The 17,451-nt window shown below is 73.2% G+C and carries 16 protein-coding genes; 13 read left to right on the forward strand and 3 right to left on the reverse strand.

Going from position 1 to position 17,451, the window contains the following annotated elements; all coding sequences use genetic code 11:
* Window positions 1-96: 96 nt before the first annotated feature.
* Complete coding sequence (locus RNL97_RS09355; protein ID WP_374115199.1) at window positions 97-1,593, reverse strand: MFS transporter; 1,497 nt, start codon at window positions 1,591-1,593, stop codon at window positions 97-99.
* Window positions 1,594-1,844: 251 nt separating this feature from the next.
* Here RNL97_RS09355 and RNL97_RS09360 point away from each other — a divergent pair, with 251 nt between their 5' ends.
* The 7 genes from RNL97_RS09360 to RNL97_RS09390 all read left to right on the forward strand — a co-directional run bounded on the left by RNL97_RS09360 (window position 1,845) and on the right by RNL97_RS09390 (window position 9,599).
* Window positions 1,845-2,498, forward strand: a complete 654-nt coding sequence (locus RNL97_RS09360; RefSeq protein WP_243313943.1) for a TetR family transcriptional regulator — start codon at window positions 1,845-1,847, stop codon at window positions 2,496-2,498.
* A 118-nt stretch (window positions 2,499-2,616) separates the two neighbouring features.
* Window positions 2,617-3,825 carry an alpha/beta hydrolase gene (locus RNL97_RS09365; protein WP_030592975.1) on the forward strand — a complete coding sequence of 403 codons (1,209 nt, stop codon included), beginning with the start codon at window positions 2,617-2,619 and terminating at the stop codon, window positions 3,823-3,825.
* A gap of 86 nt (window positions 3,826-3,911) precedes the next feature.
* A complete protein-coding gene (locus tag RNL97_RS09370; RefSeq protein WP_243313945.1) occupies window positions 3,912-4,880 on the forward strand; it encodes a DUF4429 domain-containing protein in 969 nt (322 codons plus the stop codon).
* 157 nt (window positions 4,881-5,037) lie between these two features.
* A complete protein-coding gene (locus RNL97_RS09375; RefSeq protein WP_243313946.1) occupies window positions 5,038-6,387 on the forward strand; it encodes a sensor histidine kinase in 1,350 nt (449 codons plus the stop codon).
* The gene (locus RNL97_RS09380) at window positions 6,384-7,073 is read left to right on the forward strand and encodes a response regulator (protein WP_030592982.1); all 690 of its coding nucleotides are present in this window, start codon (window positions 6,384-6,386) and stop codon (window positions 7,071-7,073) included. Before RNL97_RS09375 ends, RNL97_RS09380 begins: the two co-directional genes overlap by 4 nt.
* Before the next feature lie 163 nt (window positions 7,074-7,236).
* The gene (locus tag RNL97_RS09385) at window positions 7,237-8,370 is read left to right on the forward strand and encodes an alpha/beta hydrolase (RefSeq protein WP_313750566.1); all 1,134 of its coding nucleotides are present in this window, start codon (window positions 7,237-7,239) and stop codon (window positions 8,368-8,370) included.
* A complete protein-coding gene (locus RNL97_RS09390; RefSeq protein WP_313750567.1) occupies window positions 8,367-9,599 on the forward strand; it encodes an acyltransferase family protein in 1,233 nt (410 codons plus the stop codon). Before RNL97_RS09385 ends, RNL97_RS09390 begins: the two co-directional genes overlap by 4 nt.
* Window positions 9,600-9,678: 79 nt before the next feature.
* Here the strand turns inward: RNL97_RS09390 and RNL97_RS09395 are convergent, their stop codons facing one another.
* Window positions 9,679-10,695, reverse strand: coding sequence for an aldo/keto reductase (locus RNL97_RS09395; RefSeq protein ID WP_313750568.1), 1,017 nt, complete (start codon window positions 10,693-10,695; stop codon window positions 9,679-9,681).
* Window positions 10,695-11,105 (reverse strand): MerR family transcriptional regulator, encoded by a 411-nt coding sequence (locus RNL97_RS09400; RefSeq protein WP_243313954.1) that lies wholly within the window; start codon window positions 11,103-11,105, stop codon window positions 10,695-10,697. The genes RNL97_RS09395 and RNL97_RS09400 overlap by 1 nt, the downstream gene beginning before the upstream one ends.
* Window positions 11,106-11,263: 158 nt before the next feature.
* Here RNL97_RS09400 and RNL97_RS09405 point away from each other — a divergent pair, with 158 nt between their 5' ends.
* From RNL97_RS09405 to RNL97_RS09430, 6 genes are all read left to right on the forward strand, one after another.
* Window positions 11,264-11,575, forward strand: coding sequence for a hypothetical protein (locus RNL97_RS09405; protein WP_030592997.1), 312 nt, complete (start codon window positions 11,264-11,266; stop codon window positions 11,573-11,575).
* Complete coding sequence (locus tag RNL97_RS09410) at window positions 11,565-13,019, forward strand: sensor histidine kinase (protein WP_243313956.1); 1,455 nt, start codon at window positions 11,565-11,567, stop codon at window positions 13,017-13,019. Before RNL97_RS09405 ends, RNL97_RS09410 begins: the two co-directional genes overlap by 11 nt.
* Window positions 13,016-13,675 (forward strand): response regulator transcription factor, encoded by a 660-nt coding sequence (locus RNL97_RS09415; protein WP_030593002.1) that lies wholly within the window; start codon window positions 13,016-13,018, stop codon window positions 13,673-13,675. The genes RNL97_RS09410 and RNL97_RS09415 overlap by 4 nt, the downstream gene beginning before the upstream one ends.
* A gap of 99 nt (window positions 13,676-13,774) precedes the next feature.
* Complete coding sequence (locus RNL97_RS09420) at window positions 13,775-15,208, forward strand: SLC13 family permease (RefSeq protein ID WP_030593005.1); 1,434 nt, start codon at window positions 13,775-13,777, stop codon at window positions 15,206-15,208.
* The gene (locus RNL97_RS09425) at window positions 15,205-16,425 is read left to right on the forward strand and encodes a glycerate kinase family protein (RefSeq protein ID WP_243313958.1); all 1,221 of its coding nucleotides are present in this window, start codon (window positions 15,205-15,207) and stop codon (window positions 16,423-16,425) included. The genes RNL97_RS09420 and RNL97_RS09425 overlap by 4 nt, the downstream gene beginning before the upstream one ends.
* Window positions 16,426-16,604: 179 nt before the next feature.
* The gene (locus RNL97_RS09430; protein WP_313750569.1) at window positions 16,605-17,417 is read left to right on the forward strand and encodes a serine hydrolase domain-containing protein; all 813 of its coding nucleotides are present in this window, start codon (window positions 16,605-16,607) and stop codon (window positions 17,415-17,417) included.
* Window positions 17,418-17,451 lie beyond the last annotated feature (34 nt).

The raw sequence follows: 17,451 nt of genomic DNA on the forward strand, positions 1-17,451 counted from the left end.
GGCGCTCCACCCTGATAGGCGACAACCCCGCCGAAAGGATTCGGCGGGGCTGTGACCTGCGTTGTGTTGACGACCTGGGCCGTCGTGCGGGGTGCGTCAGATGTGACCGACCCCGGCACCCGCCTCGGCGTTCTCACCGCGCTTGGTGAGGGTGGCGACGAGGGCGGCGACGACCGCGACACAGCCCGCGACGGTGAAGGCAAGACCCATGCCGGACATGAAGGTGTCGTGGATGACCCCGCCGATGCGGTCGACGACGTCCGGCGTCATGCCGGGAGCCTCGGAGAGCGCCTCGGTCGGGACCATGCCGAACTCGGCGGCCTCCTCCAGCTTCGGGTCGGGTGCGCCGGGCAGGCCCGCGCCCGCCCAGTTGTCCGCGAACTCGGCGCTGACCTTGGAGGACATGACCGCGCCGAGGACGGCGGTGCCGAGCGCGCCGCCGACCTGCATGGCGGCCTGCTGGAGACCGCCGGCCACGCCGGACAGCTCCATGGGCGCGTTGCCGACGATGACCTCGGTGGCGCCGACCATGACCGGGGCGAGCCCGCAGCCGAGCAGGGCGAACCAGAGGGACATCGCGAAGGTGCCGGTGGACTCGCTGAGCGTGGTCATGCCGAACATCGCGGTGGCCGTGCAGACCATGCCGCCGACCAGCGGGACGCGCGGGCCGAACTTGGTGATGAGCAGACCGGCGACCGGCGAGGCGACGATCATCATGGCGGTCAGCGGCAGCAGGTGCAGACCGCTGTCGACCGGGCTGAGGCCGTGGACGCCCTGGAGGAAGAACGTCACGAAGAAGAGGCCGCCCATGAAGGCGAAGGCCATCAGCGTCATGAGGACGACGCCGGCCGTCAACGGGATGGAGCGGAACATCCCCAGCGGGACCAGGGGCTCACGGACCCTGGTCTCCCAGAAGCCGAAGATGATGAAGAGCACGATGGCGGAGGCCAGCCAGGCCCAGGTCCGCCCGTCGCCCCAGCCCCAGGACTCGCCAGCCTTGATGATGCCCCAGATGAGGGCGAACATCGCGCCCGAGAGCAGCACGATGCCGGGGATGTCGAAGGAGCGCGGCGCGTTCGCGGCGCGGTGGTCCCTGAGGATCACCAGGCCGAAGGCGACCGCCACGATGCCGACCGGCACGTTGATGAAGAAGACCGACTGCCAGCTGACGTGCTCGACGAGGAGACCGCCGACGATCGGGCCGCCCGCGGTGGAGGCTCCGATCACCATGCCCCAGATGCCGATCGCCATGTTCAGCTTCTCGGCGGGGAAGGTGGCGCGCAGGAGGCCGAGCGCGGCCGGCATCAGCAGGGCGCCGAAGAGGCCCTGGAGCACCCGGAAGAGAACGACGAGGCCGATCTCCTTGGAGAAGCCGATGGCGGCGGACGAGACGGCGAAGCCGGCGATGCCGATGAGGAAGGTCTGCCGGTGGCCGAAGCGGTCGCCCAGCTTGCCCGCGGTGATGAGAGCCACCGCGAGGGCGAGCAGATAGCCGTTGGTGATCCACTGGACGTCGGCGAGCGAGGCGCCGAGGTCCTTCTGGATGGCGGGGTTGGCGATGGCGACGATGGTGCCGTCGAGGGCGACCATCATCACACCGATGGCGACGGCGAAGAGGGTCAGCCAGGGGTGGCCGCGAAGCCCCTTGACCGGGGCGGGTCCTGCGTTGTCTTCGGGCTCCCGCGGCGCCTTCTCGACGGTGGTCTGACTAGTCATACGGGGGAGACTAGTGACAGCCTCTGACAGTTGACAAACCAATTCACAAGTCAGTAACTGTCACGTAGCTCACAGGAAGCTCACAGATATGCTGAGCTGGACAAACTCGGGAAAAGAGGGACCGGTACGTGACCGACGGGCAGACAGTCGAGCCCCGACCCGGACTGCGTGAGCGCAAGAAGCAGCGCACCCGCGACGCCTTGTTGCGCGCCGCCCTCGAACTGTTCACCACCCAGGGGTACGACCGCACCACCGTCGACGAGATCGTCGACGCCGTGGAGGTCTCCCAGCGCACCTTCTTCCGCTACTTCGCGAGCAAGGAGGACGCCACCTTCGCCGTGCAGGACATGGTGGAGTCCCGTTTCATCGAGGAGCTGCGCCGGCGCCCCGCGCACGAAGCGCCCTTCGAGGCCATGCGCCGAGCGGTGCTGTGCGCGTGGAACAGCATCGGCGAGGCGATCGAGGAGGTCATCACCGTCGACCTCCATATGCGCACCTACCAGATGATCGAGTCGACGCCCTCCCTGCTCGCCGCCCATATGCGGCGCGGCATCGCCCTGGAGAACCAGGTCGCCCGGCTGATCGCGGAGCGCGAGGGGCTGGACGTGGAGCGGGACCCCCGGCCGCGGGTGGCCGTCGCCGCGTTCTCCGGGGTGATGCGGGTGACCGGACAGCTGTGGGGGCAGGGGGTCGATCCGAGCGTGGAGGCGCTGCGCGATCTGACCGAGGAGTACCTCGACCAGCTCGTCCCCGCCCTCGCCCGCGACTGGCACGAGAGGTAGCGCAGCGGCGGGACCGCTGTGGCCCTCCGTGAGAAATCCCGGGTCAATCCTTCGCGGACGGGTGATGTACCTCACCCGAATCACGGTCGTCGGCAGGCGTCTCCTAGGGTGTGGCGCAGTGACTTCCTTCGACACCTCCCCCACGTTGGCCGTATGGCGCGCGCTGCTCGCCGTAGCGGTGGTGTTCGTGATGCTGGCGACAACGGGCTGGAGCGCCGTACGCGATCACCAGGCCGACGGGCCCCGCGAGCTGGCGCTCGCCGCCTGGGCGCGGGACCGGATAGCGGGCCATTCGCTGCCGGAGGCCGACGCCCCCGCCTATCGGCTGGCCCACTTCTTCGCCACCCTCACCGCAAGGCAGCGGTTCGCGCTCGCGGGAGAGTACCCCTCGGTGGTGGGGAATCTGAACGGCGCGCCGGTCACCCTGCGCTACCACGCCAACCGGGTGGCCCTCGGGCAGGCGGTGGCCCTGGAGAAGGTGCGGGCGCACGACGCGAGGCTGTCGCCGGACGGGCGCGACGAGGCGCGGGCCCGGCTCGACCGGTTCCGTTCACTGCTCAAGGGCGATCGGCAGATCCTGGCCTTCGACCCGTCCGGGAGGGGCCGGGCGGCCGAGGTGTTCGGCGATCTCGACCGGGCCTCCCGGGTCTCCGTCGTCGTCCCGGGCGTCGACACCCATCTGCTGACCCTGGAGCGCAGCACGCGCAGATACGCGGCCCCCGTCGGCATGGCCAAGTCCCTGTACGGGGCGGAGCGCTCGGCCTCACCGGGCACCCGTACGGCGGTCATCGCATGGGCCGACTACACCGCCCCGGCCGGTCTCGGCATGGACGCGGCGCTGGGCGGGCTCGCGGCGGGCGGCGCGATCCGGCTGAACGCGATGGTCGGCGCGCTGCCCGGCACCTCGAAGGTCTCGCTGTTCTGCCACAGCTACGGCTCCGTCGTGTGCGGGGTGGCCGCGCACCGGGCCCCCGACCGGGTGGCCGACATCGCGGTCGCGGGCAGTCCCGGTATGCGGGCCGCCACCGCCGGGCAGTTGGAGACCGGCGCCCGGATCTGGGCGACGCGGGACGGGGACGACTGGATCGGGGACGTGCCGCACATGGAGTTCGGCGGGATCGGTCACGGGGCCGACCCGGTCGACCCGGCGTTCGGTGCGCGGATCGTCTCGGCGGCCGGGGCCGCCGGGCACAGCGGCTACTTCGCACCGGGCACCGAGAGCCTCGACAACTTCGCCGCGATCGGCGTCGGAGCCTACGGATCGGTCAGCTGCGCGAGCGCCGACAGCACATGCCACAGCGGTATTTCCGGCGGGCAGGACGGCTGACGCGCGTAGAGGAGCGTGCCGGGCCGAAAAATTGGGACGTACTTCGAGGGGGGACGTGCGGGACTGTGCCGCATACGATGAGGCACATGGGTGATGTGCTGGCCGGAATTCATGCCACCTGGGAGTTCGACACCGACTCCGTGCTCATCCGCTTCGAACGGGGCATCCGCACACCGAAGCTCTTCCAGAGCCTGCGGGAACGCCGCATCCCGTATGCGGCGCTGTCGTCGGTGACGCTGACCCCCGGCAAGCGGGGCACGGTGGTTCTGCGTGCCGTGCCGAGGGCGGGTGCCGATCCTCTGGTGGAGGCTGCCTCCGGGCAGCTCAAGGAGGGGTGCGACCCCTATCGCCTGGTGCTTCCGGCGGAACGGGAGGTGCTCGCCGAGTACTACGCGGACGAGTTGCGGGCCCTGCTGGACCCGGAGTGCGACGAGCCCGCCGACCGCTTCCTGGTGGCCGCCCCCGAGGCCCCGATGAACTTCAAGGCGTACGACGGCCGGGCCAGCTTCGACGGCGAGCGGATCTCCTTCCGGTGGTCCTGGACCGGGGCCTCCAGCGCCAAGTGGAAGGCCGGCGACCAGACCTTCAAGGTGAGCGAGTTGGCCGGAATCGTATGGCGCTCGCCCGAGGCGCTCGACGGCTATCTGCGGCTGCTGCTCCGCGCGGCGGCCCCGGTCGACCACCGCACCGGCGGCAGCCTGGGCGATCTGCACGGCCCCGGCGGCTCCGGGAGCGCGGACGGCGCGAGCGCCGACGGGGTGCCCGTGGCGGCTCCCGTCACCCGGGCCGCGGACCAGGATCCGGCCGCCGTGCTGTTCGGCCTGGGCTACGGGCCGGTGCACGAGTCGCTGCCCTTCGCCGCCGCCGTCCTGGAATCCGTACGCCGCACCCAGCCCGCGCCCGCCGCCTCCGCCCCGGCCCTGGTGAACGCAGGCCGGCGCGATCCCGCGGACATCGCCGAGCGGATACACCACCTCGGCGAGCTGCACCAGGCCGGACTGGTGACGGACGCCGAGTACACCGCGAAGAAGGCCCAGCTGCTCGCGGAGCTGTGAGCCGGTACAGGGCTTGCCCCGCACGCCGTGCCGTGACCGGACGCGGCTCGCCGAGCCGTGACTCCGCGACCCCGTACCGGAGTATGAGGCGATCCGGCCGGGTCGGAACCCCGGTATGACGCCCGAGGGGTCTTCACCTGCCTAGGCTGACCGGGCCATGGCCACTTCTCCTTCCCCCTCCCCCGCCGGGCCCCCGCCGCCCGCCGACGGCCTGCTGAGCGCCGCCCGCCGCAACCTGCGCGAGCTGGCCCACGGGCTGTCCCACGTGTCCCATCCGTCCACCCCGTTGCTGGCGGACGCTCCGCGGCGGTGGCAGCGGCTGCTGCCGTACGTCGTGGTGCTCGCCCTGGCCGCGACCTTCATCCCGGTCACCATCACCGTCCTGGCCTCGCAGTACGGTGTGCCGGGCGCGCTGGCCGGGGCGCTCGGGGTGGCCCAGGCGGCCCCGTTGCTGATGCTCGCCCACCGGCCCCTCCAGGCGTGGTGGATCGTCTTCCCGGCCGACATCGTGGGCGCGCTGGTGCTGCTGGCCCACGATCCCGGGCGGCACGACACCTGGCCGTGGCCCCCGCCGACCCTCGTCGCCTACCTCTTCCTGCTGCTGGCCCTCGGCCTGCGCGAGACCCGGCGGACCGTCGTCGCGGTGTGGGCGGTGACGGCCGCCGCCGGGGCGGTCCTGCATCTGATCGCGCCCTCGGACCGCGCCACCGGCAGCGCCCTGCTGCTGCCGATCCTCGGCGTGGTGGTCCTGGTGATCGGCGCGGCGGTACGGGAGAGGGGCGAGGCGACCCGGCGGCTGGCCGAGCAGGAGACGATCAGCGAGGCGGAGCGGGCGCAGCGCACGCTGCTGGAGGAGCGGACGCGGATCGCCCGTGAGCTGCACGACGTGGTCGCGCACCACATGTCGGTGATCACTGTGCAGGCGGACTCCGCGCCGTACCGGATCTCCGGTCTCTCGGAGCCCGCGCAGGAGGAGTTCGCCTCCATCGCGGCGGCGGCGCGGGAGTCGCTCGGCGAGATGCGGCGGCTGCTGTCGGTGCTGCGCAGCGACGGCACCGAGGGCGACCGGGCCCCGCAGCCGGGACTGGACCGGCTCCAGCAGCTGGTGGAGGCGACGGTACGGGCCGGGCTGCCGGTGGAGCTGTCGCTGGCCGCGGATCCGGGCGAGGTGCCGTCGGCGGTGGATCTGTCGGCGTACCGGATCGTGCAGGAGGCGCTGGCCAACGTGGTACGGCACGCACCCGGGGCGCGCACCCGGGTCTCGGTCCGGGCCGCTGCCGGCCATCTCAACGTCCTCGTGGTCAACGGGCCCGCGCCGAAGCCCGCTTCGCCGCTGGAGAGCGCCGGGACCGGGCACGGGCTGGTGGGGATGCGCGAGCGCGTACGGTTGACCGGCGGCACGCTGGACACCGGGCCGCTGCCCGACGGCGGGTTCCGGGTGGCCGCCCGGATGCCGCTGCCCCCGGCGGACTCGCCGTCCGTACCACCTGCTTCGGAGGATCTGTGACCATCCGCGTGATCATCGTCGACGACCAGGCCATGGTACGCGCCGGGTTCGCGGCGCTGCTGGCGGCGCAGAGCGACATCGACGTGGTGGGCGAGGCGGCGGACGGCCGCCAGGGCGTGGACGTCAGCCGCAACCAGCATCCCGACGTGGTCCTGATGGACGTGCGGATGCCGGAGATGGACGGGCTGGCCGCCGCCCGTGAGCTGTTGAACCCGCCGGTGGGGGTGGTGCACCGGCCGAAGGTCCTGATGCTGACGACGTTCGACGTGGACGACTACGTGTACGAGGCGCTGCGCGCGGGGGCGTCCGGCTTCCTGCTGAAGGACGCGCCGCCCGCCGATCTGATCGCGGCGGTACGGGTGGTGGCGGCCGGGGACGCGCTGCTCGCGCCCTCGGTGACCCGGCGGCTGATCGCGGACTTCGCGGCGCAGCGTCCCGCCGGGGCGACGCGCACCGGGCAGGCGCTCCGGCTGAACGGGCTGACGCCGCGCGAGAGCGAGGTGCTGGAGCTGATCGCCCGGGGGCTGTCGAACCAGGAGATCGCGGGGCGGCTCGTGCTGGCCGAGCAGACCGTCAAGACGCACATCGGGCGGGTGCTGGCCAAGCTGGATCTACGGGACCGGGCGCAGGCGGTCATCTTCGCGTACGAGTCGGGGCTGGTGACGCCGGGGGACGCGGGGGCGTAGCCGTCCGGGGCTCCTCCCACCCGGCCGTACGGGATTCCTCATCCACCCCCTACCCCGGTATCACCCCGCAGTTGGCTCCCCGGTGTGACGTGGCGTCACCCGTCCTCTTCCTACCTTCCTCCCGGTCGCACCGGTCGGTGCGGATCCGGAGAGGGAGGGCACGATGCGCCGATACGCGAGAACCCTGGTCGCGTTCGCACTGGCCACCAGCGTGGCGGCAGGAAGCACCGGCTGGGTTTCGGGGGGTGCGCAGCAGGCGCTGACCGGGCCGCCGCCGGGCAGTGCGCAGTGGCGGGAGGACCCGGTACTGGGCACAGAGCTGCCTGATCCGGAGCGCGCCACGCCTGCCGAAGTCGCGCGGTTCTTCGCCGGGTTGGACACCGCCGAACAGCAACTGCTGCTGGTGCGGCATCCGTCCGTCGTCGGGAACCTCGACGGGGCGCCGCTGGAACTGCGCTACCGCGCCAACTCCCTTGCCCTGACCGCCGAGGACGCTCCCCGCTACCGTTCGCTCGCCGCTCCCGGCCGGCAGATCCTCGCGTTCGACCCGCGCGGACGCGGCCAGGTCGCCGAGGTCTTCGGGGACCTGCGCACCGCGCAGCGCGTCTCCGTGGTGGTGCCCGGGTCCGACAACGACGCCGGGACCTTCGACCGGAAGGTCGCCGCGCACGGGGCCCCGCCCGGGATGGCCAGGACCCTGCACACGGCGGCCGGTCCGGGGACGGCCGTCATCGCGTGGGTCGGGTACACCACGCCGGTGGGCGTCGGCATCGACGCGGCCACCGGCAGTCTCGCGGAGGCGGGCGCCGGGCGGCTGACCCGGTTCGCACAGGGGCTGACGGCGGACGGGCTGCCCGAGCCCGCCGTGTTCTGTCACAGCTACGGCTCCGTCGTCTGCGGGATCGCCGCACACCGCCTCCCCGCCACCGACCTGGTGGTCCTCGGCTCCCCCGGCATGCGGGCGGACGATGCCGCGGGGCTGCGGACGAAGGCGCGGGTGTGGGCGGCGAAGGACCCGACCGACTGGATCGACAACGTGCCGAACGTGCGCTTCGCGGGTCTCGGCCACGGCACGGACCCGACCGATCCGGTGTTCGGCGCCCGCCGTGTACCGGCGGACGAGGCCCGGGGCCACGCCGGCTACTTCGCGCCGGGAACGGATTCGCTGCGGGCCTTCGCCGCCATCGCGCGGGGAACGGCCACGCGGGAAGGCGCACGGATCCCGGCGGACGCACAGGTACTGGCAGGCCCACCGGTTCCGGCGGACGAGCAGGTCCTGGAAGGGGCGGTCCGATGAACGCCGTACGGGAGAACGCGCGGCGGCTCGCCGCCCGTGTCGACGCCTCCACCCCCGCCCACCGCGACCGGGCCGTCGACGGCCTGCGCGCCCTGGCACTGCTCGCCGTGCCGCTCGGTCACTGGATGCTCGGCGGCTTCCGGCTGGACGCGGACGGTCTGCACAACGCGAGCCCGCTGGCCACGTTCGGCGCGCTCGCCCCCGCGAGCTGGGTGCTCCAGATGCTGGGGATCTTCTTCCTCGTCGGCGGGTATGCCTCGGTCCTCTCCTATCGCCGCCGGTCATCGACGACGGCCGCCTGGCTGGGCGGCCGGCTGGCCCGCCTCGGCCGGCCGGTGCTCGGGGTGAGTGCCGTGTGGGCGGTGCTGCTCGCGGTGCTCTCCGCGCTGGGCGTGCCCGGCGACACCCTGCGTACGGGGTCGACGCTGGTGATCCAGCCGCTCTGGTTCGTCGGGGTGTACACCGTGGTCACGGCCCTCACGCCGGTCTGCGTCACGCTGGCGCGGAAGCTCGACGGCTGGGCGGCGCTCCCGCTGCTGGTCTCCGTCGCCGTCGTGGACTTCCTGCGCTACGGGCCGTACGCGGAGGCGATGCCGTCCTGGCTGAGCGTGCTCAACGTCCTGCCCGGCTGGCTCTTCGCGTATCAGCTCGGTGTGTCATGGGGCGAGGGGCGGATCGGCAAGCGCGGGGCCCGGCTGCTGCTGGTCGGCGGCGGGGTGCTGTTCGCCGTGCTGCTGCTGGTCTTCCACTACCCGGCGTCCATGGTCGGGGTGCCGGGCGAGGCCCGGACGAACTCGCATCCGCCGTCGCTGCTGGTGGTGGCGTTGGCGGCGGCCCAGAGCGGGGCGGCGATCCTGCTGCGTGACCGGCTGGGGCGGCTGCTGCGCAAGCCGCTGCTCTGGGCGCCGGTCGTGGTGATCAACCTGTCCGCGATGACGATCCTGTGCTGGCACCAGACCGCGATGCTGGCCGCCGCCGTACCGGCCTCGCTCGCGGGAGCGGGGGGCACGGCGGTGGCGGGGCTGACGACGGCACCGGACACGGTGGGCTGGATCCTCGCCCGGGCCGCGTGGCTGCCGGTGTTCGCCGGGCTGCTGGTGCTGATCGCCCGGTACGCGCGCCGCTTCGAGGCCCCGCGGCGGGCGGACACCCGCGCCGCGAACACCCGCCGCGCGCTGGCGGGGCTGCTCGCGGCGGGGTTCGCGGTGTTCGCGCTGGGGCTGGCGTGAGGGGACGGCGGTGTGCCCAAGGCGTCGCGCAGCCGTCATGAACTTCATGAACCGGGCGATCACCGCTTACGCCTCCGGGCTACTCCTCCCGCGCCGCCGACGTACTGCTCATGTCCGGGTAGCGGTCCCCCGCCACCCGCCCCGCGATCGGCTCCAGCGCGGCCAGTTCGTCCGCCGTCAGGGTCAGCCGGGTCGCCGCGACGTTCTCCAGGAGGCGGTTGCGCTTACGGGTGCCGGGGATCGGGACCACGTTCAGGCCGTGGACCTCGGCGCGCTGCTGGACCCAGGCGAGGGCCACCTGCGCGGCCGTCACCCCGTGCGCGGCGGCGATCTTGTGGACGGGCGCCAGCAGGGCCGCGTTCGTCCGGGCGTTGTCGCCGGTGAACCGGGGCTGGTGCTTGCGGAAGTCGCCCTCGGCCAGATCCTTGCCCGCGTCGGTGAAGGCCCCGGTGAGGAAGCCCCGGCCCAGCGGGGAGTACGGGACGAGCGTGACGCCCAGTTCGGCCGCCGCGCCGACCGCGCTCTTCTCGACGTCCCGGCTGAAGAGGGACCACTCCGACTGGAGAGCGGCGATCGGGTGCACGGCGTGCGCCTCGCGCAGTTCGGGGCCGGTCACCTCGCTCAGGCCGAGCTGCTTGACCTTGCCCTGCCGGACCAGCTCCGCCAGCGCGCCGATCGATTCGGCGAGCGGGACGGCCGGGTCGCGGCGGTGCATGTAGTAGAGGTCGATGACGTCGGTGTCCAGCCGGCGCAGGCTCGCCTCGACGGCGGTACGGATGTACGCGGGGTCGTTGCTGATGCCCCGGTAGTGGGGGTCGTCGGTGCGGACGAGGGCGAACTTGGTGGCGAGGGTGATCTCGTCCCGGTGGGCCCCGACGAACGGGGCGAGGAACTCCTCGTTGGCCCCGCGCCCGTAGGCGTCGGCGGTGTCGAGGAGCGTGACGCCCGCCTCCAGGGCCGCGTCGAGGGTGTCGCGGGCGGCGCGTTCGTCGGTGTCGCCGTAGAACTCGCTCATCCCCATGCAGCCGAGGCCCTGCACGCCGACGTGCGGTCCGCCCGCTCCCAGCTCCACGGTGGCGATCTTGTCAACGGTCATCAGACGCTGTGCCTCTCCGGCGCCCGGCGGGCGCCCGCATAGAAATCGATCTTGTGGTCGAGGACGGCGAGGGTGTCGTGGAGCTCCGCGATCCGCGAGATCACATCGCGGCGGGTCTCCTCCAGCAGCTCCTGCCGTGCCTCGAAGGTGGCCTCCCCCTGGCGCAGCAGCTCCGCGTACCGCACCATGTCGGCGACGGGCATCCCGGTCAGCCGCAGCTTGCCGACGAAGGCCAGCCAGTCGAGGTCGCGGTTGCTGAAGCGGCGCTGACCGGTGTGCGAGCGGTCGACGTGGGGCATGAGCCCGATGCGCTCGTACCAGCGCAAGGTGTGCGCGGTGAGCCCGGTGAAGGCGACGACCTCGCTGATCGAGTAGCTGTCCTGGCCCGCGGGGCGGGGGTGCTCCGTCATGACCTCCACGCTAGATCCTTGGAGTGCACTCGAAGCAAGCGGAATCGGCGCTGTCTTCCCGGCACCCCCTCCGCCCGGACATGTCGCGTTTGTCCGAGATGAAGAAATGTTCATCCTGGCTTCATGTTCGTACCGCCCGGGACCGTCAGGGTGAACGCATGGCTTTCTCACCTCGTCTGGCGGCCCTGGCAGCCGTCGTCGCCGTGCCGCTGGGCATAGCGGCCACCAGCTATGCCATGACCGACCCATCGGAGGCGCCGAAGGTGCCCCCCGCCGTCCGGCTGGAGGAGAGCCCGCGCGGCACACCGTCGCCGGGCCAGGACGCGTCGCCGGACGGTGCCGCCTCCCCGGGCGGCTTCCCGACGCCGAGCGGTTCCTCCACCCCGGCCCGCACCCCGGACAGCTCGGTCGTCCCGGGCCCCTCCGCGGCCGACGACGACGATGACGACGACTTCGGTGATGACGGATAGCCGGTCGCCCCTGGGCTTCCCGAGGATTTCCGCCCGCGTCCGGATCCTGCTGTGGTTGCTGGTCGTGATGGCGGTCGCGCTGGGCGCGGTCGCCGTCACCGTGCGCTCGATCCTCCAGCGGGACGTGGACCACCGCATCAGCCAGCTGCTCACGCAGGAGACCGGCGAGTTCGCGAACTTCGTGCCGCAGGGGGTGGACCCGGACACCGGCGGCCGGTTCGACACCGCCGACCGGCTGCTCCGCGTCTATCTGCAACGCCAGTACGCCGATCCGGACGAGGAGCTGCTGGGGCTGACCGGCCCGGCCGGCGACCGGCCGGACGTCATCCGGCAGCGCCGCGAGCTGCCCCGGGACATCGCCCTGTGGCAGGACACCGGCGCGCTCACCCGCATCCGCGCCTCCCAGGACTCGTTCGGCACGCTGGAGCGCCCGCAGGGCGAACTGCGCTGGGCGAAGGTCGAGATCGGGCCGTCGGCGGGCGGGCAGCCCGGGGCGTTCGTCGTCGCCTTCCACCCGGAGCGCGAACGGGCCGTCGCCGACAAGACGTTCTGGATGCTGCTCGCCCTGTCCGGAGTCGCCCTGCTGATGACGACCGGGATCGGCTGGGCCGTCGCCGGACGCATCCTCGCGCCCGTCCGGCTGGTGCGGACGACGGCGGCGGAGCTGACCGAGCAGGACCTGACGCGGCGGATCCCCGTGGAGGGCCGGGACGACATCGCGGCCCTCGCCGAGACGTTCAACGCGATGCTGGACCGGCTTGAGCGCGCGTTCGCCGCGCAGCGGGTCTTCGTCGACGACGCCGGGCACGAGCTGCGCACCCCGATCACCATCGTCCGGGGCCATCTGGAGCTGATGGGCGACGATCCGGCGGACCGGGAGGAGACGGTACGGCTGGTCACGGACGAGCTGGACCGGATGAGCCGCATCGTGGAGGACCTGCTGCTGCTCGCGGGGGCCGAGCGCCCCGACTTCGTCACCCCCGAGCCCGTCCAGCTCGCGGAGCTGACCGCCGACGTGTTCGTGAAGGTGCGGACCCTCGGCGAGCGGGAGTGGGAGCTCGACGGGGTCGCGGACCGCGAAGTGCGCCTGGACCCGCAGCGGATGACGCAGGCGATGGTCCAGCTCGCGCAGAACGCCGTCCAGCACACCGTGCCCGGCCAGCGCATCCGGATCGGCTCCCGGGTCGAGGCGGGTCGGGACCGGGCGGGCCGCGTCGAGCTGTACGTCGCCGACCACGGGCCCGGCATTCCGCCGGAGGACGCCGAGGTCATCTTCGAGCGGTTCCGCCGGGGCACGTCCCGGCGCGGGACCCGCACCAGCGGGGCCGGGCTCGGCCTCGCCATCGTCAAGGCCATCGCGGAGGGCCACCACGGCCGCGTCGAACTCCGCCGGACCGAGGGCGGCGGAGCCACCTTCGTACTCATGCTGGAGACCGAGTCATGAACCGCATCCTGATCGCCGAGGACGAGGAGCGCATCGCCTCGTTCGTCCAGAAGGGCCTGCGCGCCAACGGCTTCACCACGGTCGTCGCCGAGGACGGCGATCTGGCGCTCGGCCACGCGCTGACCGGCGGGTTCGACCTGATGGTGCTCGACATCGGACTGCCGGGCCGGGACGGCTTCACCGTGCTGCGGGAGTTGCGCGAGGCGCGCGTCACGCTGCCGGTGATCGTGCTCACCGCCCGCGACTCGGTCCGCGACACGGTGGCCGGACTGGAGGGCGGGGCCGACGACTGGATGACGAAGCCGTTCCGCTTCGAGGAGCTGCTCGCCCGGGTACGGCTGCGCCGGCGCACCGCGGCCCGCACGCCCGAAGTCACCATGTTGCGCAGCGGCAGCCTCGCCCTGGACCTGCGGACGCGCCGGGCCCGCGCGGAGGACCGGACGGTGGATCTGACGGCGCGCGAGTTCGTGCTGCTGGAGATGTTCCTGCGCCACCCGGGCCAGGTGCTGTCGCGCGAACAGATCCTGTCGCATGTGTGGGGGTACGACTTCGACCCCGGCTCCAACATCGTGGACGTGTACGTCCGCGCGCTCCGCCGGAAGTTGGGAGCGGAACGGCTGGAGACGGTACGGGGCATGGGGTACCGGCTGCCGTAGCGGTCGGCCCCGGAATCCTTCCCGGGGGCCATGGCCGCATGAAAGATCCTTCACCGGCGGCTCATCGGGCGCTCACCCCGCCTTCAGAGGCTGTACAGCGTGCCTCTTCCTCTCCGGCAGACCGTCGGCCTCTGTGCCGTCCTCGGGCTCTGCGCTCTCCTCGCCGTCCCCGGCGCCGCCCCCGGTCTCAGCGCCGACGGGCGGCTCTCCCTCGCCGTCTTCGCCCTGGCCACGGCCGCCTGGATCGCCACCCCGGTGGACGACGCCTACATCGCGCTCGGCGCGGGTCTGGCGCTGACCGTGACGGGGGTGATCAGCAGCGAGACCCTGTTCGCCACCCTGGGCGACGAGACGGTGTGGCTGCTGATCTGCGCCTTCGTCCTGGCGGCCGCCGTGACCCGGACCGGGCTCGCGGGCCGGGCCGCCGTCTTCCTGGTCGGCGGGGCCAGGACCGTACGCCAGTTGGTGCACCTGACCACGGCCGGTCTCGTGGTCACCGCGTTCGCCGTGCCGGCGACGTCGGGGCGGGCGGCGCTCGCCCTCCCGGTGTTCCTGGCGCTGGCGGCCGCACTCCGCGAGCGGACCCGCCTCGTCGTCATGCTGGCGCTGCTCTTCCCCACCGTCATCCTGCTGTCCGCGGTCGCGACGCTGATCGGGGCGGGCGCGCACCTGATCACGGTCGGGGTGCTGTGGGAGCAGACCGGGGAGCACCTGAGCTTCGTCCGATGGCTCGTCCTCGGGCTGCCGTTGGCCGTCGTCTCGTCCCATCTCGCCGCCGAACTGGTGCTGTTGACGACGACCCGGCGCGCCGACCGGAAGGGTCCGGTCACGATCACGGCGGCCCGGATCCAGGAGCACTCCGAGACGGCCGTGGAGGGCCCGTTCACCCCGGCGGAGTCCCGGTGCCTGCTGCTCCTGGCGACGGTCGTCCTGCTGTGGTGCAGCGAGCCGTTGCACGGGGTGTCGCCCGCCGTGGTCGCGCTCATCGGCGCGCTGGTGTCCACTTCGCCCGCGCTGGGGACGGTCCGCTTCAAGGACGGTCTGCGGACGGTCCCCTGGCCGCTGCTGCTGTTCATGGCCGCCACGATGGCGATGGGCGTCGCGCTCTCCGACTCGGGTGCGGCCGACTGGCTGGTGGGGTGGATACCCCTGGGGGCGTCCACGCCCCCGTGGCTGTTCCTGGCCGGAGTGGTCGTCGTCAGCACGGCCGCCCATCTGGCGCTCCAGTCGCGCTCCGCCCGGTCCTCCGTCCTCGTCCCGCTGGTGGTCGCGGCGGCGGTCGGGGCCGGGGTCAACCCGGTCACGGCGGCGCTGGCGTCCACGGCCGCCGCCGGTTTCTGCCACACCCTGCCGTCCTCGGCCAAGCCGGTCGCGCTCTTCGCGGACGTGCCCGGCACCCCGACGTACACCCCGCGCGACCTGCTGCGGCTGTCCGCCTTCCTCGCGCCGCTCACGGCGGCCCTCGTCCTCGCCTTCGCCCTCGTCGTCTGGCCGCTGCTCGGCGTGCCCGTCCTCCTGGAGACCCAGCCATGACCCGTCACACCCGTCCCGCCCACCGCATCGCCATCGCCCCCAGCGGTTTCAAGGAGTCCCTGTCGGCCGGCCGGGTGGCGGAGGCCATCGCCATCGGCGTACGCCGGGTGATCCCCGACGCCGATCTGGACCTCATCCCCCTCGTGGACGGCGGCGAGGGCACGGCGGAGGCGCTGGCCCTGGCGAGTGGCGGCCGCCTGGTGCCGTACACCGCGACGGGCCCGGTGGGCGACCCGGTCGCCTCGCACTTCGCGCTGCTGGGCGGGCCCGGCCCGCTCACCGCCGTCGTGGAGATGGCGGCCGTCGCGGGCCTCGCCCTGGTCCCGGCGGACCGCCGCCACCCGGGCGCGACGACGACGTACGGTGTGGGCGAGCTGATCCGGGCGGCCCTGGACGCGGGGGCCCGGCGCATCCTCGTCGGCTGCGGCGACTCCGGTACGTCGGACGGGGGCGCGGGCGCGCTCCGGGCGCTGGGGGCCCGGCTGACCGACCGGCACGGCCGCGAACTCAGGCCGGGTGGCGGGTCGTTGCACGAGCTGGAGCACATCGACCCGGCCGGCCTCGACCCGAGGCTGGCCGGCGCCGAACTGCTCGTGGCCTGCAACCCGTACAACGTGCTGTGCGGAAAGCGCGGCGTGGCCCGGGTGTTCGGCCCGCAGAAGGGGGCGACCCCGGCGGAGGTGGAGCTGCTCTCGGCGGGCCTGGAGCGGCTCGCCGCCGTCCTCACCCGGGACCTGGCCCCGTCGTTCGCCCCGCCGACCGGTACCCCGGTCGACCTGCGGACGGCCCCCGGCACGGGCGCCTCGGGCGGCCTGGGAGCCGGCCTGGCCGCCGTCGGAGCCCGGCTCCTCCCCCGGTACGACGTCCTCCTCGACGGCCTCGACCTGGACGCCCGCCTGGCCCGCGCCGACTTCGTGATCACGGCGGAGGGGGCGCTCGACCACCAGACCGTACGCGGCAAGATCCCGGCGGAGGTGGCGCGCCGGGCCCGGGCGGCGGGGGTACCGGTCCTGGTGCTGGCCGGAACGATCGGGCCGGGCGCGCAGGACGTACGGGCGGTGGGCGTGGACGCGTACAGCGCGATCCTGCCCGCGCCGATGACGCTGGTGGAGGCGATCGGCCGGAGCGGCGAGTTCCTGGCGGACGCCACGGAGCGGGCGATGCGGATCATGGCCTTGGGGACCCGCCTGGCCCCGCTCGCCCAGGTGGCCGCGTGAGCGCCCCCGGCGCCCGGTCTTGGGCGGCGGCCCGGGGTTTCCCGTGGCCCGGGGTTTCCCGTGGCCCGGGACTTCCCGTGGCCCGGGACTTCCCGTGGCCCGGGACTTCCCGGCACCTGTGGCCGGCCGGCCCCGGGCCCCGGGACCGGCCGCCGGGCACGGCGGTTAGGCTCGGACGCATGGAGAGCCTGCGCATCATCGACACCTGGCCGGTCACGACGGCGGCGGCCGCCGTCGTGCGGGCGGACGGCACGGTCCTCGGCACGCACGGGCCGGCCGGCCACCGCTTCCCCCTCGCCTCGGTCACCAAGCCGCTCGCGGCCTACGCCGCGCTGGTGGCGTACGAGGAGGGGGCCGTCGAGCTGGACGAGCCGGCCGGGCCCGAGGGCTCCACGGTGCGCCACCTGCTCGCCCACACCAGCGGTCTCGCCTTCGACGAGCACCGGGTGACGGCTCCGCCCGGCAACCGCCGCCTGTACTCCAACGCGGGCTTCGAGGTGCTGGGGGACCACATCGCGAAGGCGTCCGGCATCCCGTTCGCGGAGTACCTGCGCCAGGCGGTCCTGGAGCCGCTGGCCATGACGTCCACGAGCCTCGACGGCTCCCCGGCCCGCGACGGCGTCTCCACCGTGGCCGACCTGGTCCGCTTCGCCGCCGAGGTCCAGGCCCCCCGCCTGCTCGACCCGCGTACGGTCCTCGATGCCCAGAGCGTCGTGCATCCGGGCCTCAAGGGCGTTCTGCCGGGCTACGGCCACCAGAGCCCGAACGACTGGGGTCTCGGCTTCGAGATCCGCGACTCCAAGTCCCCGCACTGGACGGGGAACACATCGTCCCCGGCGACCTTCGGGCACTTCGGCCAGTCGGGTACGTTCCTGTGGATCGACCCGGTGGCGGGCGCGGCCTGCGTCGCGCTGACCGACCGCGCCTTCGGACCGTGGGCGGTGGAGGCCTGGACACCGTTCACGGACGCGGTTCTCGCCGAGCTGTCCTGAACCGCCCGCCACGGCCACCGCTTCGGAACTCCGC

The sequence above is a fragment of the Streptomyces parvus genome, assembly GCF_032121415.1.
GTDB classification, from domain to species: Bacteria; Actinomycetota; Actinomycetes; order Streptomycetales; family Streptomycetaceae; genus Streptomyces; species Streptomyces globisporus_A.